Source organism: Algoriphagus antarcticus (assembly GCF_002150685.1).
In the GTDB taxonomy this organism is placed as follows: Bacteria; Bacteroidota; Bacteroidia; order Cytophagales; family Cyclobacteriaceae; genus Algoriphagus; species Algoriphagus antarcticus.
This window is the reverse complement of sequence record NZ_MSSW01000012.1, coordinates 13228-32640: the sequence shown is the minus strand read 5'-3', so window position 1 is coordinate 32640 and position 19413 is coordinate 13228. Positions and strand designations below refer to the sequence as shown.

Genomic DNA, 19413 nt, shown 5'->3' with positions numbered 1-19413 from the left:
TACAGATCAGTCTCAAACCTAAGAATGAACCTCTCAGATCCATCCAATTGGAAAGATAAATTATCCAATTTCCGCCAGCTCGGAGGAATAGAAACTTCCATTCTTGACAATGGAGCGGGTCGCGGCACTTGCATCGCTTGGATTAATACCGGAACTGGTCTTCGATTCAAAGTAGTTTTGGATCGGGGAATGGATATTTTGGATGCTTTTCATAATGAGCACAGCTTGTCTTGGATTAGTAATGCAGGCCATGTGTCTTCTCAGCCTTTTTCCAATCAGGGAATAGATTGGTTGAGGACTTTCGGTGGAGGACTGCTGACTACTTGCGGGATTTCCTCTATGGGTCCACCAAATGAAGATGAGACTGGAAAGCGCGGATTGCATGGGAACTACAGCAATACGTCAGCAGAACTGATTTCCATCAAGCAGCCGGATATTTATTCAGGAAATTTGGGTTTCGAAATAGTAGGTGTAATTCGAGAGACGACGACTTTTGGGCCAAGTCTGGAGCTGAAAAGAACCATATCAGGATCCATCGGGACTGCCGAAATCAATATCAAAGATGAGGTAAGCAATCGTGGAAATTCACCTGCGCCTCATATGGTGTTATATCACATTAATTGTGGTTGGCCACTTATAGATGAAGGAACGAGGATAGTGTGGAAAGGAGAAATTCAAAAAAGAGAATCAGACGATTCTATGTCAGATTTTAATAAAATAAACAAATTCACCAAGTGTGCGGGGCCAATGGATGAGCATGCAGCTTTTGGTGAGGATGTGGCATTCATTGATCCAAAAGCGGATGATACTGATCAGGTCACTTGCGGATACATGAATGATGAATTGGAACTTGGCTTAAGTATTTCATTTTCCAAAAAACAAATGCCATGGCTGATCAATTGGCAGCACTGGGGCAAAAATGAATATGTGACAGCCTTAGAACCTGCCACAAACCCGCCGATTGGTCAAACCGCCGCCCGTGAAAATGGGACCTTGATTTTATTGAAGCCGGGAGAAAGCAGGAGGTATGAAATCAAACTGAAAGTATTAAAAGGAGAAAAAGTAAAGGAATTTAGAATGTAAAATGTAAAATTAGGAATGACGAATATCAAAGATGAAGGAGCTTATAGAATTTTCAAATCTTCATATCTTTCAATATTTTAATTCAATCTCAAATAACGAATCTCAAATCTCAAATAATTAAATAAACCCATGAGTTTAGCAAAAAAGGCTCTCGAACAGGGAGAAGGAATACTTAGATTAACACCGACCTGGGTGCCTCGCTCGTTTTGTGTGCCAGGCAGAAGAATCAAACTTCATCCAGATGATTACTATTGTTTAGGAGGTGAGCGTGGAGGTATCGACGAACGTTGGTTCTCATCTACTACTCCTGCTCAAAATGGTCCCTTGACCAGTAAGAATGAAGGTCTCAGTCATATAGCTCTTGAAGAGGGCGGTAAGACAGAACTTTTTCTTTTGAAAGATGCGATCGATGAATTAGGAGGAGAAATTGTCGGTGGCCGTCTATGGGACAAATACAAGTCCTGGCCTATGTACTCCAAGTTTTTTGACAACATGGGGCCACTTCCGCATCACATTCACCCAAGTGATGAATTTGGCAAACTTACAGGCCAAAACGGGAAGCCAGAAGCTTATTATTATCCTCCGCAACTGAACAATCATGGGGGTGATTTTCCATATACGTTCTTCGGCATCGCTCCAGGTACAACTAAAGAGCAGATCAAGGAATGTCTGATGAACTTCAATAAGGGAGACAATAAGATTACTAACTATTCTCAAGCCTTCAGACTTCAGCCGGGTACTGGTTGGGATGTTCCTCCGGGAATGCTTCATGCTCCGGGGTCTTTGTGTACTTATGAGCCGCAGAAAGCATCTGACATTTTTGCGATGTATCAGTCTTTGGTAAATGAAGCAATTATCCCGGATGAGTTACTTTGGAATGCTACTCCGAAAGATAGAGTAGGAGACTATGACCTATTGGTAGAAATGATAGACTGGGAATTGAACGTCAATCCTAATCTCCTAGAGACCCGCTATATGGAGCCAATTCCAGTAGGGAATGAAGAGGAAATGCATGCTGCCGGATATCATGACAGCTGGATTTGCTATCGTTCACATGATTATAGCGCCAAGGAATTAACGATCTATCCAGGTCAGACAGTGTCTATCAAGGATTCTGCTGCGTATGGTATGATTATGATGCAGGGGTATGGTAAAATGAACGATTGGGATATAGAAACTCCTGCCCTTATTCGCTTTGGCCAGTTGACTCATGACGAGTATTTTGTCAGTGAAAAAGCTGCCCAAGCTGGTGTGAAAATCACAAACCTTTCTAAAACTGATCCCATTGTTATGCTGAAGCACTTCGGCCCAGATAATCCGGATCTGAAAGTTTGGGAGTGATGAGTGTTTCAATATTCAGTGCGCAGTGAACAGTCCACAAACTAGAAAATAATAAATGATGAATATCGAATACTGAAGTACGTGATTCGGACTTCGGTCTTCGGTCTTCAAACTTTAATAACCAATAACCCCAAATACCATGAGTCAAAATAATTTTCCCAAACTACATAATGCAACCTGGCCAGGAATAGTGGGCAAAGGACCAGATTCTGAACCTGTAATTCCCTTCGATTCCCTTCTGAAGATGACAGCAGCAGCTGAAGTTGATGGTGTGAAATTTGACGGGCTTGATTTAGGTTTGCTTGAGCCACATTTCACACTTGACGATCCTGATGAAACCAAGATTCTAGCAGAAAAACTCCAGCAACATAACCTTGTCGCAGGCTCTTTAGTAGCTCCAATTTGGGCGGGTTCTGCAATGGGAACTGCTGATCAGCGCAAGACTTTTGTCGACATGGTTCGCAAGGCATGCGAATTCGGAAAGCAACTCAACGATCTTGGTGTTCGCCACTATGGTGTCGTCAGAATTGATTCCGCAGCCGGCGTAGAAGACTGGGCAAAGGATCCCGCAGGAAATACTAAAATCATTGCCGAAACATTCCGCGAAGCTTGTGATGTAGCTGCCGGCTACGGTGAAAAATTAGCCACGGAAGGTGAGATTTGCTGGGGAGCTATGCACAGCTGGAAACACATGGTAGAATTACTAGAAATGGTAGATAGACCTAATATTGGTTTCCAGGCAGATATGTCTCATACTTTCCTTTACACGATGGGATATAATGCTCCAGAGCATAGAATTCTGCCAAAAGATGCAGATCTCAATGACCGTGAGGCTGTCAAAGCTGCTTTGAAAACAGTGACCGATGCGCTTAGACCTTGGACGATTGATTTCCACGTAGCTCAAAATGACGGATCAGTCTTTGGCTCTGGTTCGCATGATAAGACTGGTAGACATTGCCAAGCAACAGACCCAAATGGAGTTCTGGACATTGCCCATGATGCTGGCTACTGGCTTCGTGATGAAAAAGGTGAGTTGACCAAAGCTTTCAAGCACATCTGCTGGGATGGATGTATGTTCCCAAATGACGTCATGAACAATCAACAAACCTGGAATGATATCCTTGCTGCGTTAGTGAAAGTGCGGAATGCACATGGGTGGTAGAAAAGATTTGAGATTTGATATTTGAAATTCAAAACTCGAACCTTTCAATTATATCTGAATATTTTGTCATGAGACAATTTCAAATTTTAAATCCTTTTAATTTCAAATTATAGAAACATGAAAGATAAAAAACATATACGAATAGGTCTAATCGGGACTGGTCTGATGGGCCGAATACATACCAATGGATACAAAAGAGTTCCAGACTTTTTCCCAGAGTACGAGTACGTTCCTGTTTTACAGGCTTGCTGCTCTAGAAGAGAAGAAAAAGCCAAAGCTTTTGCAGAACAGTGGGGCTATAAATCTGTAGAAACCGATTGGCGAGAGCTGCTAAAGCGCGACGATATAGATGCAGTGGATATTTGTACACCAAATGACATGCATGCTGAGATTGCAATAGCTGCAGCAGCCGCTGGTAAAATGATCCTCTGTGAAAAACCACTTGCCAGAACTGTCATGGAAGCCCAAGGAATGGTGGAAGCAGTGGAGAAAGCTGGTGTTAAAAACACAGTTTGGTATAACTATAGACGAATACCAGCCGTGACTTTGGCAAAGCAAATCGTAGCTTCCGGTAAACTTGGAAAGGTATTTCATTACCGCGCAAACTTCCTTCAGGATTGGACAATCAGTCCTGATTTGCCACAAGGCGGAGATGCACTTTGGAGACTGGATGCTGATGCTGCAGGTTCAGGTGTGACGGGCGATTTGCTGGCGCATTGCATAGATACAGCCATGTGGCTGAATGGGGGGATCAAAGATGTCTCTGCCATGACTGAAACTTTTATTAAGGAGCGAGTTCACCAAGGAACTGGTGAAAAGAAAAAGGTAACTATTGACGATGCCTGCATATTCCATTGTCACTTTGAGAACGGTTCGCTGGGCTTATTCGAGGCAACTCGCTATGCACGAGGTCACAAAGCACTTTATACATTTGAAATCAACGGAGAGAATGCTTCCATTCGTTGGGATTTGCATGATTTGACTCGTTTGGAATACTTTGACCATGACGATGAAAGTCAGGTTCGTGGTTGGAGATCTATACACGTGACGGATGGAGATCATCCTTACATGGATAGGTGGTGGATTCCTGGCACTTCCATTGGCTATGAGCATTCTTTCATTCACCAGGTAGCTGATTTCTTTAAGAGCCTAGAAACAGGGGAAGCTTGTCATCCAACTTTTCGTGATGCATTTGAAACGCAGAAAGTTTGCGAAGCGGTAATAGACTCAGCAAATGAGAGAGCTTGGAAGGATACTGGAGTGGATTGGATAGAGAAAGTATAGGGCTCCAACCAAATGAGAGTATCATTCCCATTAAAATAATTAGTCAAGAAAAGCTGTTTTACGAAGCAGCTTTTCTTGTTTTCAAGCAGATCGAAAATTATGAGACAGTTTTTTCTTGATCTTAGAAACTATATTATACCACTATGAAAAAGAAGTATGGGGAAGAGTTTGCCTTTAGCAATCATCGCTTTTACATGTCAATCTACTTTCTCTCAGCTATAATTTTTGTTATGGTCATGATTGGTGGGATACAATTAAACTTGGGTATCCCACTCAATATCCTACAGAAACGATCAAAATCTTATCTCCATTGATTTTCTCTGTTTTATTCTTGATTAGTTACAGTTCTGTATTCAAGAGAATATATTCTTATTTCATCAAACCTGAAGATGAAATCCGAGAGTTGGAAGGTTTAGAACACAAAAAGATGCAGCTACGATACTTCTTTTAATTCTCGTGCCTATAGCTTTAATATTTTTGATATTGCCAACAATTTTTTAAGGGGGGAATGACTTGAATATTTTTTTTGTATATCCGCTTTTCTGCAAGTGAAGAGACAAAAACATCATAGAATTGGGTGAACTCAAGCAATTACGCTACCTCTTCCGATAACTATCGGGACGTCATCGGCCTGCCTCGCTGTGGCGGTTCTCCCGTCTGCTAAATCAAAGAAAATATGGACACTGTCATCATTACGGATTATCATTTTATTTTTTGCGATTATACGGAATCTTGCCAGTTGAAAATTTATAGGATCAAAAATTTAAAGAAACATTAAATTCTGGTTTACTCCGGTCTTCGGTCATCGGTCTTCCAACCCCTTGGCCAAAGAAAATTCGCTTACTGGCAGAAAAGCTTAGATCCAGATTATTTTTAAAGTAAAAACCCTTTCAAATTCAACTTGAAAGGGCTTTTGAATAGCGTCAATTTTTTGCTAGAGTTTAAAAGAACTGCTTCATTTTTTTCAACCCGGTATTCGCAACTTCCTGCGCATCCTGAGCCCAGTAGGTTTCATTAAAAAGCTCCAGCGACATGAATTTGGTACCACCCATTGCCTTCAGCGTTGCGGCGATTTCCTTCAAAGGCGCTATTCCATCTCCAGGAAATACTCTGTCACTGTCTTTTTGTTCTAGTCTTGGTTTTGTTGTGAAGTCATTCATGTGAAAAACTTCGATGGCATTTCCATTGATCAATTTAAGTCCTTCAAATCCGGATCCTCCTCTAAACAAGTGATAGATATCAGGAAGGATGCGGGCGTCCGAGTCGTTTGCGGCAGAAGCAGTCGCCAAAGCTTGTCCTATGTGATGGAAGGGAGCAAAAGATCCCCAAAATTCCAATTGAGGCATTACTCCTGTTTTCCTTCCCAGCGCTATCAACTTAGCGTATTTCTCGCCAGCAGCCAGCAAATCTATCGGGTCTGTGGCTCCAATGGCTGGTGCGGCGACTCGCTTACAACCGATTTCTGCCAGCATATTCATTTCCTTTTCCATTTGCTCAAACCCAGCATTGCTTTTCGCTGCATCCTGAGCCATCCAAGGTGCAAATCCAATTGCATTGACAGGGATTATTTTTGCGTCATTAAACAGCTTTTTAAGAGAGGCTAAGGATTTACCGGTTTTGAGATAGGCTTCCATCTCAGCGATCCAAAGTTCTATTCCATCATATCCAGCCTTGGATGCAACTTCGATGATTTGGGGTAAATCAAGTTTTTGGCCGCGAAGCGTGCTGGTATTTAAGGAAAATTGTATCGTTGTTTCCTTTTTCTTCGTCGTAGAAGCAAAGACCGGAGCCAGAGGAAGTACGGTTGCTCCGAGGGCAATAGATTTGAGTAGGTTTCTTCTTTTCATTTTAGGTTTCTTTTTTTAATCTTAGGTTTATTGAAAAATTAAGGTCTTAATCCATTTAAATACTATATTTGCCGTTCAAATTATTCCATGTAAAAGAGAGTCTAATCTGATCTAGTATAGGGTCGAACATATGCTAAAAATAAACTTTTTTACACCTTTTCTTCTGTTTTTTATAATGACTGCCAACTCATTTGGGCAGTCGCAGACTTATTTGTCCCTGTATAAAGAGCAGTTGCCATACTTCCAAGAACTCATCACGGGGGGGCGATATCAGGAGCCACCCATGAACTATGATGGAGATCCGTACTATTTGGACAGAAAATTTGGAGAAGGGACGTTGTCCATTAATAAGATAAGCTATACCGAGGTGCCTCTCTTGTATGATGAGAATGTTGATGTAGTCATCACATTCCACCCTATTTACCGTCAAAAGATTTTAATCAAGTCCGAGAAGATTGAAGAATTTCGACTCAAGGATTGTGGTTTGTTTAGGCGATTTCTTGGTAACGATTCTTATGCCTATAATAGAAATGGATTTTACCATGTGCTAAAAGACGGCGAGGTCAAAGTCCTCATAAAGCATTACAAGTTTGAAGATCCAACAAATGAGGTGGGGAGATATACCCATAGATTTGTAGAGAAAAAAGATTACTTCTATTGGTACGAGGATGAATTTGTCCTTATCAGAAAGAAAAAACAAGCAATTAAAAGTCTGGGATTGAATAAGAAAGAAGTGAAAAAATACTTCAGGGGTAAGTCTCTGTATTTCTCCATGGATAAGGAAAAATACATTCTAGAATTGGCTGCCCTAAGGGAAAGTAAGGCTGAAACTTTTAACGGTTTTGTCGAATGAAAAGAATTCTACTGTTGATTTTAGTCGTTTGCTTTTTTGGTGATTTGAAGGCTCAGACAACTACCCCTAAGCTATCTGGAATGTATTTGGGACTCTCCTTTGAAAGATTCACTGCCAGGATAGAAGCTGAAACTGACTTTAAATTTTATTATAAAAAGGAAGACGTACGAAATATTCAAGTCAACCTACAGGCAAATGATTCGGATATCAAGATGATTTTGAATCAAGTTATTGAAGAGACTGACTTGACTTATTCTATAGATAATTCTAATCGTATTTGGGTAAGCAAAGGCCAAAGAATACAAATTGAATTTCCAGATGATTATTTCCAAGTACAGGATAGGCAGGATAATCTGGCAAACGCTGGAGATTCCCTAAGCGCTTTTGACAAGAACAAACGCTTTGTAATAGGGAAGTCTGTGGACAACCCTCAATCTAAAACAGCTATTTTAAGTGGCTTAGTGACGAGCATAGAGTCAGGAAAGCCTATGAATGGAGCTATAGTTTTGGAAAAAATCAATTATAACCAAATAGCTACGGATCAAAATGGTACGTATCAACTGACTCTTCCCAAAGGGAGACACACCATTTGGGTGCAAAACATTGGCGGCTATCAAGAGCAGCGTCAGATAGAGCTGAAAGGAGATGGAGTACTCAACATGAGTGTTGAAGAGACGATACTTTCACTTGATGAAGTGGTGGTTAGCTCAGGAGCATTGTCCAATGTGAACAAACTCGACATGGGCGTACAGTCTATAACTATAGCTGAGGTGAAGAGGCTTCCCTCAGTGATGGGCGAAGTGGACGTACTAAAAGGTATCTTGATAATGCCAGGGGTGAATACTGTCGGTGAAGCCACATCCGGATTTAATGTGCGTGGCGGTGCGGCGGATCAAAATTTGATCTTGTATGGTAATTCTACGATTTTCAATCCTACTCACGCATTCGGCTTTTTCTCAGCATTCAATGCCGACATTGTAAACGGAGTAGAGCTTTACAAAGGATCCATCCCGGTGAATTATGGAGGAAGACTCTCTTCAGTATTGAAAGTGGATCCTAAGTTTGGCAGGTCTGACAAAATTGGAGGCTCCGGAGGACTAGGAATCCTCACGAGTAGGCTCAGTTTGGATGGGCCTATAGGTAAGAAAACAACCTTTATGGTGGGGGGAAGGACGACTTACTCCGATTGGGCATTGGATCTATTGGATGACGAGGCAGATTTGAATGATAGTAAAATCACTTTCTATGACATCAATGCGAATATCCAGCATAATATCAATGAGAAAAACACATTAGAACTGACAGCTTACCTAAGTCAGGATGATTTTCGGTTTGATCCAGATACTACCTATTCCTATCAAAATCTAAATGTAGCGCTGGGATTGAAGCACTTTTTCAATGACGCACTGGAAGGAAGGTTTTCAGTAGGGAGCGATAATTATGAATTTGGAATCATAGGGCAAGAGAATCCCTTAAACTCATTCAATTTTGGCTTCAATGTTAATCAGCTATTTTTTAAGGCGGATTTTGAATACAGAAAGAATGAGAATCATATCATGAACTTTGGTATTCATGGCATTCAGTACTCTTTGAATCCAGGAAGTAATAAGCCTTACGGCCCTGAATCCATAGTGATAGACAAAGAGCTGGATGAGGAAAATGCGCGAGAGATTTCGGTTTATTTCGGAGATGAATATACTATTTCTGAAAAGCTTTCTGTGAGCTATGGAGGTAGATATATGCTTTATCAACTGCTGGGGCCAATGACAGTGAATCAATACGTGCCGGGAGCGCCCATTACTGATAGTAATGTAATCGGCGAGGAAACATTTGATAACAGCAATACCGTAAAAACGTATCATGGACCAGAATTCAGGGTGTCTGCCAGATACACGCTGGATAACAAGTCATCTGTGAAAGCTGGTTTTAATACCATGAGACAAAACATCCACCTATTATCAAATACCGCCTCTATTGCTCCTACAGACTCTTGGAAGCTGAGTGACATGTATATCAGACCACAGACTGGAGGGCAGGCTTCGTTGGGTTATTATCGAAATCTCGCAAAAAATAGACTCGAATTTTCTACGGAGGTTTACTATCGATACATGGCCAATTTGCTGGATTATCGCTCCGGAGCCAATATTATTCTCAATGAAAATATAGAGCAGGACGTATTGAATTCGGATGGGAAAGCCTACGGTTTGGAGCTGTTGTTGAAGAAAAGTACGGGATCGCTCAAAGGATCTTTGGCTTACACTTATTCTCGCTCTTTAATGAAGACCTCTGATGATCCAAGCATAGAGAAAATCAACAACGGAAAATACTATTCCAGCAATTTTGATCAGCCTCATCACTTGGTGCTTACTGCCAATTATGAGTTGAGCAAGCGTGTAAACACTTCTCTGAATCTTAATTACAGTACCGGAAGGCCGATTACTTTGCCGATCTCTAAGTTTGACTATGCCGGTTCGGAACGCGTTTATTTCTCTGAGCGAAATGCGTATAGAATCCCTGATTATTTCAGAATTGATTTCTCAATAAATCTAGAGGGAAGCCATAAGATTAAGAAACTGGCACATTCGTCTTGGTCACTTGGAGTTTACAATCTGTTGGGTAGAAGTAATCCATATTCAGTGTATTACACTCCAGTAAATGGACAACTGAAAGGTTATCAATTGTCTATTTTTGCTCAGCCTATTCCATTTATTACATACAATTTCCGTTTCTGATGAATAGACTTGTCACAATTATATTTTTCTGTATCCTATTCATCACTGGATGTAGAGAGCCTTTCAATCCGGAAATTGAACCTGCAGATCTATCAGTATTGGTGGTGGAAGGGTATTTGGATACAGATGGGTTGCCAAGTAGGTTGAAACTCAGTTATACCAGGAATATTCAAACGGACGATTCGTTTTCACCAAGTTACCCAGGTGCGGTGGTATACCTGATGTCAGAGTCAGGAGAAGAATTTCCATTAGCTGATTTGGGGAATGGGGAGTTTGAATTTGCTTATGATATAGCTGAAGAGGATAAGTACAGGCTTTATATTTCAACTAATGATGGAAAAAGCTACACTTCAGAATTGCTTAAGCCAATCCTTACTCCTGAAATTATCGATGTTGGCTTTGTGAAAAACGAGCTAGGAGCAGAGATATATTTGACTACCAAAGGAGATGAAAATGCAGATGACTTCCTATGGACATATGAGGAAACCTATGCATTCCGACCAAAAATCTCATCTACTTATAGATATGATACAGAGCGAGAAGAAGTCGTTATTAGAGGAGTAGATGAGCGAACTAGTTTGTGCTATAGAGGAGGAGTAAGTGCCGATTTGATTTTGGAAACTTCCTCCAGATTTGAAGATCAGTTTGTGTTTAGACAGTCCATCACTCAGATTTTGCAAAATGATGAGAGGCTATCTTTACGCTATAGTATTCTTATTTCTCAGAAAGCGCTGGATAAAAAGGCTTCTGAGTTTTGGGAAATTCTGCGCAAAAACACGAATGACCTTGGTTCGATATTCAGCCCATTACCTTCCAACATCGGAGGAAATGTCAACAATGATCAAAACCCAGATGCTCCTGTAGTCGGTTATGTGAGTTTGGGGACAGTCAAGCAACGAAGATTATTTGTGGATGCGAGGGAGGTGATTCCATGGAGGGCTGAAGTGCCAGCTTATTTTAGCTGTTTTATTGAGCCGGACACTGTTCTGATGGAAAAGTACAGTCAATTATTTGCTAGCGGAAGTTTTGTGCCTGTAGTTCCCATTATTCCCGAAGGAACATTTAATCCAATAGGCTATCAAGGAGCTGCAAGACGTTGTACGGATTGTACATTGAGAGGAACAAATGTGAAACCTGATTTTTGGGAGGATTAATATGAGCTTAACGCATAAATTTTTCGCATCTATCTTCCTAATCCTTAGCTTTTCTCAGGTGACAATCGGTCAGATTCTAAGTGGTGAGACAGTTGATTTTTCTATTCCCAAGACAATTTATTTTGGAGGAGAGCGGGTTTGGATAGCCAGTCAGGCTTATCATGACAATTCTCCCGCCGAGTCCAAGATCATCTATGCGGAACTTGTTAATCGATATAATGAATCAGTTGCTATTGCTAAGATGCCTCTGGAGGATGGAAAAAGCTTCAACTTTCTACAGCTCCCAACTAATCTGCCATCAGACAACTACCTGCTTCGGGTATTTACAAGAGTAAGCCCATACCAAAATTTAGAAAATGGCTTAGTTCAGCAATTCATTACGGTCTTTAATAGAAATGTCCCCCCAACTGTAGTTGCGCAGCGAAAGAGTGTTGCTCTAGCTCAAGGTTCGAATGGGATAAATCTGTCTCAGGACGTGAATATGCCTGGATCCAAATTAACTATAGAGCTACCTATGGGAAGTAAAATAAGTGAAGTAAGTGTAGCGTCTGAAAATCCATTTTTGACTGATCAATTAATGATTTCCTCAGCGAGAGCTTACGATACTATAGATGAGCATAGCTTAATTCCTGAGCTTTTCGGACATGTAATTGAGGCCAAAGTAGAGGAGGTTGCTGGTGATACGAAGCAGCTGTACTACCTGTCACTACACGGTGAAAAGTCTGCCCTCTTTACAGATCGGCCTGATTCTGATGGCAGCATGTTCTTTGATGCGGGTGGAATGAAAAACTGGAAATATTTGGTTGCACAGGCTGATAAAAATGAAAGCTTATTAGATTTTGGGATTATTTCGCCAGCACCTATTACTCATTTCAAAAGCAATTTTGTTTTTCCCGAACTTGAAATAAGTCCAGCTGATCAGAATTTTCTTAAAGAATTGCTAAAGGGAGGGCAAGTCGAAGGATACTATGTAAATGAGTTTGACGCTACTTTATTTCCGGTTGTCACAGGGTTTGTAGAAGATAGGACGTACTTACTTGATGATTACACACGCTTTGAAACGGTTGAGACGGTGGTCAAAGAATATGTGCAGGAAGTTTCAGTAAAATCAATCAAGAAGAAAAAGGAGTTTCGAGCGCTTGATGAAGTTCTAGATACTGGTTTTGACTCAAACCCACTCATGCTGATTGATGCACTGCCTATTTTTGATTCGGATTTGCTTGCAGCTTTCGACCCTACTAAGTTTGAAAAACTTGATGTATTGACCCGAACTTTTTTCTTAAATGAAGAGAAGTTTCCAGGAGTGATGAGCTTCAGTTCGTATAAGAATGACTTTGGAGGATTTCCTATTCCTTCCAATGGCATCTACCTCGACTATGAAGGAATTCAACCTAAAGTAGTGTCTGCTGAATCACTCTTTGATGCACCTCGCCAAGATCAGAATATCATGGATTGGAGAACTATATTATTTTGGTCTGAAATACCTGACACTTCTCCGCTTAGAAATTCTATTGAAATCACAGTGCCTGATCTCAAAGGGAAGTATCAGATTACTGTGAAAACTATAACTCAGCAAGGAGAATTTAAAGGCTACACCAGAACTTTTGAAGTGAAGTGATTTTTTCTTGACAGTCGATTAACCACGAAGTTCGAAGAGGGCACAGTTTATGATTTTGCCTTTTAGTGAAAAAAGAGATGAAAAGTCCAAGATATAATAGCCCTACCTTCGAGGGCTGGGAATAAGAGGATTTGTCCAATTAATAAAGCTCTGCAAGAGCGAAATTCATTGCTGGGTAGGATTTTCTAGCTCTCGTGAATGGTTCTTTATTCGGCTTTACGTTTCAACTCTCGTTGGACAAACTCACTCACTTTTGCTTCGTAACCTCCGGTATATTCTGGAACGAGCGTCTTTTTCTCAGGGAAAGATTCCATATGCAACGTCTGAGTAGGAAATGCAAAGCGCACGCCGATAGAATTGGCCAGCTTGACAATCTGTACCAATATTTCATGCCTGGATTGCAGTTCTTCTCCCCAAGTAGGGACTTCGAAGAAAATGTAAAACATAATGTCCTGGCTGAAAGAAGATAGGTTATTGAAATAGATATGATATCCGTCCTTTCGGGTATTTGGGTGAGCTAGTACGATTTCTCGAAGTCCATTTACGAACTCATCGATCAATGCTGGAGGAGTGTCGTAGGTGATTGTCAGCGTGGTATAGAATCTTCTGTATTGACGTAGCCCATGATTGTCCAGAATTGCATCAGCGATTTTACCATTTGGTACATACATCAGGGAATTTCTAAAAGTCCGAATTCGTGTAGATCTAAAACCCACTTCTTCTACAGTCCCGTCTATTTCTCCTGAAGTGATCCAATCACCAACCTGAAAAGGCTTGTCGATGAAAATCATCACTGAGCCGAAGAAGTTTTTGATCGTATCCTGAGCAGCCAAGGCGATAGCTACACCACCTATAGAAAGACCTGTCAGGAATGGAATAATATCCAAGTTGAGTCCATCCCGGAGGATAAACAATGTCCCTACGATGATCACAAATGCTTTGAGCGTCTTGCGCATCAAAGGCACCAATTGATCATCTAGAGTAGATTCTGTTTTGTTTGCCAGTCTGGTAAAGTATGCAGCTACCACGTCTGCCAATTTGTAGAAAATGATGGTAATCAGGAATGGCTTAAGCGTTCTAAGCACGATCAATACCCATGACCATATCTCAATAGGCAGCTGAAGAACACGGATAAAAAGTGATAGTAAAACTACTATCAAGTAGAAACTTATCACTCGTGCCACGGGAAGGATGTAATCTTCTCCAACTTTGGCATAGCCATACCTCTTGAAGACATAAAGCATTAATTTGTCCACCACTAAAGTGAAAATCCAATGCGAGAGAAAGAGCAGTAAAAGAAGGATAAATAAGCCCACGAGTTGCCATAGTTGCAGTCCCAGGTATTCCTGATTTCCAATCTTAGGAAGGATGTTTAGCAGCTTTGCCGTGCCATAAGGATAGGTTTCTGAGTGTAGCTCGTCTATTTGGCTGACACTAAAGGCGGAATATTTCCAGTTTTCGCCAGTCTTTTGCAGGAAGATGCCAGGGAGCTTTTGCTTGTCGAAATAATAGATATTCTCGTCAGCTGCAGAGGTGCTGTCAGAATAATTTTGTTCGTTTGGGATTTCGTTGGTTCGGATTAAAATCCCTTTTCCCTCAAAAATCTGCTTCAATTTTACAGCCAGTCGCTGGCCATTTTTGTCCTTATAATCAGAAAGATCAAGCGTCTTAGCTGCATTTTCCGGCTGATAATGTCCGTCCTCTAGATTGTAGAAAAAGGAAAGCGTAGTGTGGTAAGGAGAACTCAGATTGACCGAATTGCCAACTTTGTAAATATCCTGATTGTCTGAAATCAGCTGTGCAAAAGAGTGTGTGCTAATCCAAATAAGTAGGGATAATAGCAGGAGGTACTTTTTCAGCATTGGTTGAATTGGTGATTTTTTTGCAAGTTAGCCAATCATAAGGCGAAGCCCAAGGGAATCCTGATATGCCTAATCTGCCAACTGGAATTCTGTGAGGGTAGAGCCACTTACTGTTCTGATCAAATACTGACCCAAGGATGACTGATACGTGATTTGGATTGGACCAGTGCTTTCCAGCGGCATGGTGGTTTGCAGATTTCCTTTTAGGTCATACAAATAGCAAAACTCCTGATTGAGATCTGTTATCGCGAATAATTGCCTATCTGAGCCGAAGTCAAAATATTGATAGACCAGATTTTCATCTGAAACCCGCATGCTGAAAAGTGGTTTTTCATTTCTATCGAGCACACTTACTTCATTAAACTGACGCGAGATGAAGACAAAATCGTTTTGTTTTTGATCTGCTACCAACAGGAATTCACTGTCACGGTCATTTTTGATCAATTGATTTCTGTATCCGATTTCTCCGTTGAAATTCGAATGAATCACCTCACCGTTTTTGGTAATCCCAACAAGCAGTGTGGATCGGGATTTTGGATCTCTCCAAGCGATCAAACCAGAATTGAAGGAGTCTGCGAGCTTGACGGAAGAACCAGATTGACTTTCTCCTCTTCTGTTGAAAAGCTGAAGTTTTCCGTTTTCCGTCAAGGCCACCATGAAATCACCTTTTCCGGGAACACGGTAATGTGTCGGAGCTCCGATAGTTTTGGCTCCTATTCGATTCGGATCCCAACCTTCCAGTTTTTCTCCAGTCTTATCAAGTAAGAATAAATTACCTCCTTCAGTACTAATAAAATACCGATAGTCTTTTGAATTGCTGTAATCAACGAGATTGAAATGAGTGATCTTTTCTCCGCTTATACTGATTGGATAGGAAGGAAGCGGATCACCCAATCTGTCGATTCCGTAGATTTTGTCTGCGGTCGCTACTAGCAACTGAAGCTTTCCATTTTTGTAGTAATCAATTTGGAAAGCATCCGATACAATCGGGCCTGTAAGCTGCTCTGAGAAAACTTCCTGACCTGCGGAATTGATCAGGTGGAGGACATTGTTTTGGTCTTGTACAAGCAAATCCTCCGTATTGTCTTGATAATTAATGATAGATTTTGGCCCATAAATCAATCGTTCATCAAAGGAGATTCTGTTGCTTGGCTGCAAAGAGATAGGGTCGGTAGTTTCGATCTTTGGAATGGATTCACCGTCATACGGGAAGCTCAATGTCGCCTCAGTTCTATCTTGGAGCTGATTTATTTTAAATGAAATCCATGGGAAGGATTGGAACGCTTCAGAGTATTTCTGAAGGAAAGAGCTCCAGGATGGATTGGCTTTTTTAGTCCAGGAATCCCAAATGTGATCCGTCAAATACAATCTACTGAAACCCGAGGTCGGACTCAAGTCCTTCTTAGCTTCAGGTGCTCTGGAGGATTTGCCCCAAGTACTTCCAGAACTGATGTCGTCCAAGACCAGCTTCATGGCTTGCTGGGAATTGGCTAGGATCAACACGTCATTCTCTGAGGTGATGAAAGTCTGCCCAAACCCCGGGAATTTCCCTGCGAATAAATGGGCTGGGAAATCTTCTTCGGAAAGGAATAGTATTTCGTGCCCCGAATAGAAATCAGAACCTTCATCACTTTCACTTTCTTGAAATTCTTTGAGTTGCTGGATTGCTAAATCGGCATCTCTAGTTCTTGCCAATAGCGCTAGATTTTTATCTACTCCGCCTGCATTTTCCAGATCAAGCAAATATAATTCTCCAGTGAAGCTATCCAAGAAACCTTTGTCTAGGAGCTTGCGCTGTATGTCACCGCTGAAAGTCGCTCTAGCTGTAAACGCACGATTAGCTATTTTTTGCGTCTCATATATGCTTTCTAAATTAATCTGCGTGAGCGCAAGGGTACGATTAGAAACCACATCTTCGATAGCAGCAAGGTTAGCTTGAATGGAAGGTGTGAAATTCACCTCCTCATCATAGATCACCGGGCCTTTGAAAACCATCTGATTTTCTTCCAGATATATATCCATGGCCACCACTCCAGGCATGATTTCCAATGCAGCAATGGTACTGCTCTCTCTTTGTCCACCGATTCCCTTCAACAAGCTACCCAATCCTTTGCCCGCAAGTAAAAGCCTTCCTTGCGCATCTGAGTTATATGGAATTGACTTCACTAAGGAGTAAAAGCTTTGCTGATCTTCATTTACATAGAAGCGGATGGCCTCCTCCACCAAGAAGGAAGAGGAAGAAATCACAGCCAGATCGCCCAGTAAAGAAATACTCCAAAGCCTGTTGTTGTCCGGATCGTAATATTCCAACACGTCCTTGTCTGAATATTGTCTGGGTTGGAATCGTGATCCAGATGGAATACGAGACTTAATTTCGTCAATGAAATCTGTCGCGGTTGATGGTTTGAGATTTACTGTAAAAAGTAATTCGAAAGTCTCAATACCGGTGGGATGAAGACTGATAGTTGCTTGTTGGCCGTTAATGGATTTGGCGATTTCTCCGGAACCTCCGTTTAGACTGTCCAGCGTAATGAGCTGATCAGATAATCGCTGAAATGCGGGGAGTGCTTTTAAAATTTCCCAGACCGGGTCATTGACTAAAGTATTCCATTGCTCAGCACCCTCATACGTTTCAAAGACGAAAACAGCATTTTGGCTAATTACTTCAAGACTATTGACTTGGCGGGATGAAAAGTAGGATTTGTAGATCCAAAAGCCTCCTCCGGCGAAGAGAATGGTAATAAAAAGTATAAGTAAGCTTTTCCAGATCTTCACAGGCTCAAGGATGATTCAGATGGCATATTACAAAAATCAGACCTAAGAAACTCTCACAAATGCAAGAGAATCTCAGGTCTGATATATAAAACTGCTAGGATTACTTACCCAGCTTGTTCAAAACTTCCATTACTTCTTTCACATGACCTCTAGAAGTCTCGAGAAGTGCTTTTTCTTCAGCATTTAGGTCTAGTTCCAATACTTTCTCTACACCATTTTTGCCAAGAATTACCGGTACACCTAGATAGCAATCGTCGATTCCATATTCACCTTCTAGTTTGATACAAACAGGGAATACCCTTCTTTGATTTTTCAAGATAGCTTCTACCATTTGCGCAGCTGCAGCACCTGGTGCATACCATGCAGAAGTACCCATTAGCTTCACTAGCTCACCACCGCCGAACTTAGTTCTTTCGATGATTGCATCGAGCTTGTCTTGTGCTACCAATTCAGTGACCGGAATACCAGCTACTGTAGTGTAACGAGGAAGAGGAACCATGGTATCACCATGACCACCCATAAGGATAGCCTGAATATCTTTCGGAGACACGTTCAATTCTTCTGCAAGGAAGGCTCTGTAGCGAGCAGTATCCAAGATACCCGCCATGCCTATTACTTTATTTCTCGAAATACCAGCAGTGATATGCGCTTGGTAAGTCATTACATCAAGTGGGTTAGAAACCACAATGATGATTGCGTTTGGAGAGTGCTTGATTACATTCTCAGTCACTGACTTCACGATACCGGCGTTGGTTTCGATCAAATCGTCACGAGTCATGCCTGGCTTACGAGGAAGGCCTGAGGTGATTACTACTACATCTGAATTAGCAGTTTTGCTATAATCATTTGTGCTTCCTGTGGTACGGCTATCGTATTGATTGATAGGGGCTTTTTGGAAAATATCAAGTGCTTTACCTTCGGCTACACCTTCTTTGATATCAATTAAGACAATTTCCTCAGCGATTTCTCGATAAGCCAATACATCGGCACAAGTTGCGCCTACGTTACCAGCTCCTACTACGGTTACTTTGCTCATTAGATTTATAGAGTTTAATATGAATATTTTGCGTTAAAAAGCGGGGCTAAGATATCAAACAATGCCTAGGATTCGAAACTGACTCCATAATACTTTGGAAGTAATTAAGGTTTTTTGACAAGTGCGAGCTAGCGGGTTTGAAGTGTGTTATTCAAACATCTGGCGGAGGCTGAAGAAGCCAAACGATTCCCGATAAGAGCGAAAAAGTCGTTGGTTGTTTTGATTATAGTATTCAGTGAGTGAGGTCATCATTTTTGCTTTGATCTTTGGGTTGCTGTCAAAAATCTCCTGCATGGCAAAGTGAGGAATTACAATTAATTCGGACTCGTCAGATACGATTAGCGCGGTGTAAGTTCTCTTTGCATTTTCAAGCAAAGAGTTTTCTCCGAATGCTTCACCTCTTTTGACTTCAAATATAGTTTCGAAATTGTCTTTAATGTCAATGGTGAGGCTGATGTCTCCGCTTTTGACTAAATAAAGTGCTTGACTTGGGTCTTTGCTGAAGAAAACTACTTCATCCTTCACATACTTTCGGTGATGCATCGCAGGGATAAATCGAGCCATTTCCTTCTCTTTCAAGCTCTCAAAAAACTTTATCTGTCCAAGAAAATGGAACATTTGCTCCTCCGCCTCAGTGTATGTTTTAGAAAATGGATTGCGCATTGC

General features: G+C 41.2%; 13 protein-coding genes. 8 read left to right on the top strand and 5 right to left on the bottom strand.

All coding sequences use genetic code 11. The features are described 5' to 3' along the window. Positions 1–24 precede the first annotated feature (24 nt). The 4 genes from BVH04_RS07275 to BVH04_RS07260 all read left to right on the top strand — a co-directional run bounded on the left by BVH04_RS07275 (position 25) and on the right by BVH04_RS07260 (position 4870). A complete protein-coding gene (locus tag BVH04_RS07275; RefSeq protein WP_086540817.1) occupies positions 25–1083 on the top strand; it encodes an aldose 1-epimerase family protein in 1059 nt (352 codons plus the stop codon). A gap of 129 nt (positions 1084–1212) precedes the next feature. Continuing rightward, positions 1213–2424, top strand: coding sequence for a cupin domain-containing protein (locus BVH04_RS07270; RefSeq protein WP_086540816.1), 1212 nt, complete (start codon positions 1213–1215; stop codon positions 2422–2424). A gap of 139 nt (positions 2425–2563) precedes the next feature. Further along, on the top strand, positions 2564–3586 hold the full coding sequence (locus BVH04_RS07265) for a sugar phosphate isomerase/epimerase family protein (protein WP_086540815.1): 1023 nt from the start codon (positions 2564–2566) through the stop codon (positions 3584–3586). Positions 3587–3703: 117 nt separating this feature from the next. Further along, positions 3704–4870, top strand: a complete 1167-nt coding sequence (locus tag BVH04_RS07260; protein ID WP_086540814.1) for a Gfo/Idh/MocA family protein — start codon at positions 3704–3706, stop codon at positions 4868–4870. 941 nt (positions 4871–5811) lie between these two features. On the opposite strand, the gene BVH04_RS07255 is transcribed toward BVH04_RS07260, so the two are convergent. Then, the gene (locus BVH04_RS07255; protein WP_086540813.1) at positions 5812–6717 is read right to left on the bottom strand and encodes a sugar phosphate isomerase/epimerase family protein; all 906 of its coding nucleotides are present in this window, start codon (positions 6715–6717) and stop codon (positions 5812–5814) included. 130 nt (positions 6718–6847) lie between these two features. Between BVH04_RS07255 and BVH04_RS07250 the strand changes: the two genes are divergently transcribed. The 4 genes from BVH04_RS07250 to BVH04_RS07235 are packed head-to-tail and all read left to right on the top strand — an operon-like array spanning position 6848 to position 13074. Next, positions 6848–7570: a hypothetical protein gene (locus BVH04_RS07250; RefSeq protein WP_140160541.1), complete on the top strand. Its 723-nt coding sequence runs from the start codon at positions 6848–6850 to the stop codon at positions 7568–7570. Continuing rightward, positions 7567–10302, top strand: coding sequence for a TonB-dependent receptor (locus BVH04_RS07245; RefSeq protein WP_086540811.1), 2736 nt, complete (start codon positions 7567–7569; stop codon positions 10300–10302). The genes BVH04_RS07250 and BVH04_RS07245 overlap by 4 nt, the downstream gene beginning before the upstream one ends. After that, the gene (locus BVH04_RS07240; protein ID WP_086540810.1) at positions 10302–11456 is read left to right on the top strand and encodes a DUF4249 domain-containing protein; all 1155 of its coding nucleotides are present in this window, start codon (positions 10302–10304) and stop codon (positions 11454–11456) included. The genes BVH04_RS07245 and BVH04_RS07240 overlap by 1 nt, the downstream gene beginning before the upstream one ends. A 1-nt stretch (position 11457) precedes the next feature. Further along, the gene (locus tag BVH04_RS07235; RefSeq protein WP_086540809.1) at positions 11458–13074 is read left to right on the top strand and encodes a hypothetical protein; all 1617 of its coding nucleotides are present in this window, start codon (positions 11458–11460) and stop codon (positions 13072–13074) included. 206 nt (positions 13075–13280) lie between these two features. On the opposite strand, the gene BVH04_RS07230 is transcribed toward BVH04_RS07235, so the two are convergent. The 4 genes from BVH04_RS07230 to BVH04_RS07215 all read right to left on the bottom strand — a co-directional run bounded on the left by BVH04_RS07230 (position 13281) and on the right by BVH04_RS07215 (position 19410). Continuing rightward, on the bottom strand, positions 13281–14936 hold the full coding sequence (locus BVH04_RS07230; RefSeq protein WP_086540808.1) for a mechanosensitive ion channel family protein: 1656 nt from the start codon (positions 14934–14936) through the stop codon (positions 13281–13283). A gap of 69 nt (positions 14937–15005) precedes the next feature. Continuing rightward, positions 15006–17711 (bottom strand): hypothetical protein, encoded by a 2706-nt coding sequence (locus BVH04_RS07225; protein ID WP_086540807.1) that lies wholly within the window; start codon positions 17709–17711, stop codon positions 15006–15008. A gap of 100 nt (positions 17712–17811) precedes the next feature. Then, positions 17812–18747, bottom strand: a complete 936-nt coding sequence (gene mdh, locus BVH04_RS07220) for a malate dehydrogenase (protein WP_086540806.1) — start codon at positions 18745–18747, stop codon at positions 17812–17814. A 147-nt stretch (positions 18748–18894) separates the two neighbouring features. Then, a complete protein-coding gene (locus BVH04_RS07215) occupies positions 18895–19410 on the bottom strand; it encodes a Crp/Fnr family transcriptional regulator (protein ID WP_086540805.1) in 516 nt (171 codons plus the stop codon). Positions 19411–19413 lie beyond the last annotated feature (3 nt).

What these genes read in the sequence shown, in the direction of transcription:
- BVH04_RS07275 (WP_086540817.1), top strand. Translation starts at nt 25, where the DNA reads ATGAACCTCTCAGATCCATCCAATTGGAAAGATAAATTATCCAATTTC.
- BVH04_RS07270 (WP_086540816.1), top strand. Translation starts at nt 1,213, where the DNA reads ATGAGTTTAGCAAAAAAGGCTCTCGAACAGGGAGAAGGAATACTTAGA.
- BVH04_RS07265 (WP_086540815.1), top strand. Translation starts at nt 2,564, where the DNA reads ATGAGTCAAAATAATTTTCCCAAACTACATAATGCAACCTGGCCAGGA.
- BVH04_RS07260 (WP_086540814.1), top strand. Translation starts at nt 3,704, where the DNA reads ATGAAAGATAAAAAACATATACGAATAGGTCTAATCGGGACTGGTCTG.
- BVH04_RS07255 (WP_086540813.1), bottom strand. Translation starts at nt 6,717, where the DNA reads ATGAAAAGAAGAAACCTACTCAAATCTATTGCCCTCGGAGCAACCGTA.
- BVH04_RS07250 (WP_140160541.1), top strand. Translation starts at nt 6,848, where the DNA reads ATGCTAAAAATAAACTTTTTTACACCTTTTCTTCTGTTTTTTATAATG.
- BVH04_RS07245 (WP_086540811.1), top strand. Translation starts at nt 7,567, where the DNA reads ATGAAAAGAATTCTACTGTTGATTTTAGTCGTTTGCTTTTTTGGTGAT.
- BVH04_RS07240 (WP_086540810.1), top strand. Translation starts at nt 10,302, where the DNA reads ATGAATAGACTTGTCACAATTATATTTTTCTGTATCCTATTCATCACT.
- BVH04_RS07235 (WP_086540809.1), top strand. Translation starts at nt 11,458, where the DNA reads ATGAGCTTAACGCATAAATTTTTCGCATCTATCTTCCTAATCCTTAGC.
- BVH04_RS07230 (WP_086540808.1), bottom strand. Translation starts at nt 14,936, where the DNA reads ATGCTGAAAAAGTACCTCCTGCTATTATCCCTACTTATTTGGATTAGC.
- mdh (WP_086540806.1), bottom strand. Translation starts at nt 18,747, where the DNA reads ATGAGCAAAGTAACCGTAGTAGGAGCTGGTAACGTAGGCGCAACTTGT.
- BVH04_RS07215 (WP_086540805.1), bottom strand. Translation starts at nt 19,410, where the DNA reads ATGCGCAATCCATTTTCTAAAACATACACTGAGGCGGAGGAGCAAATG.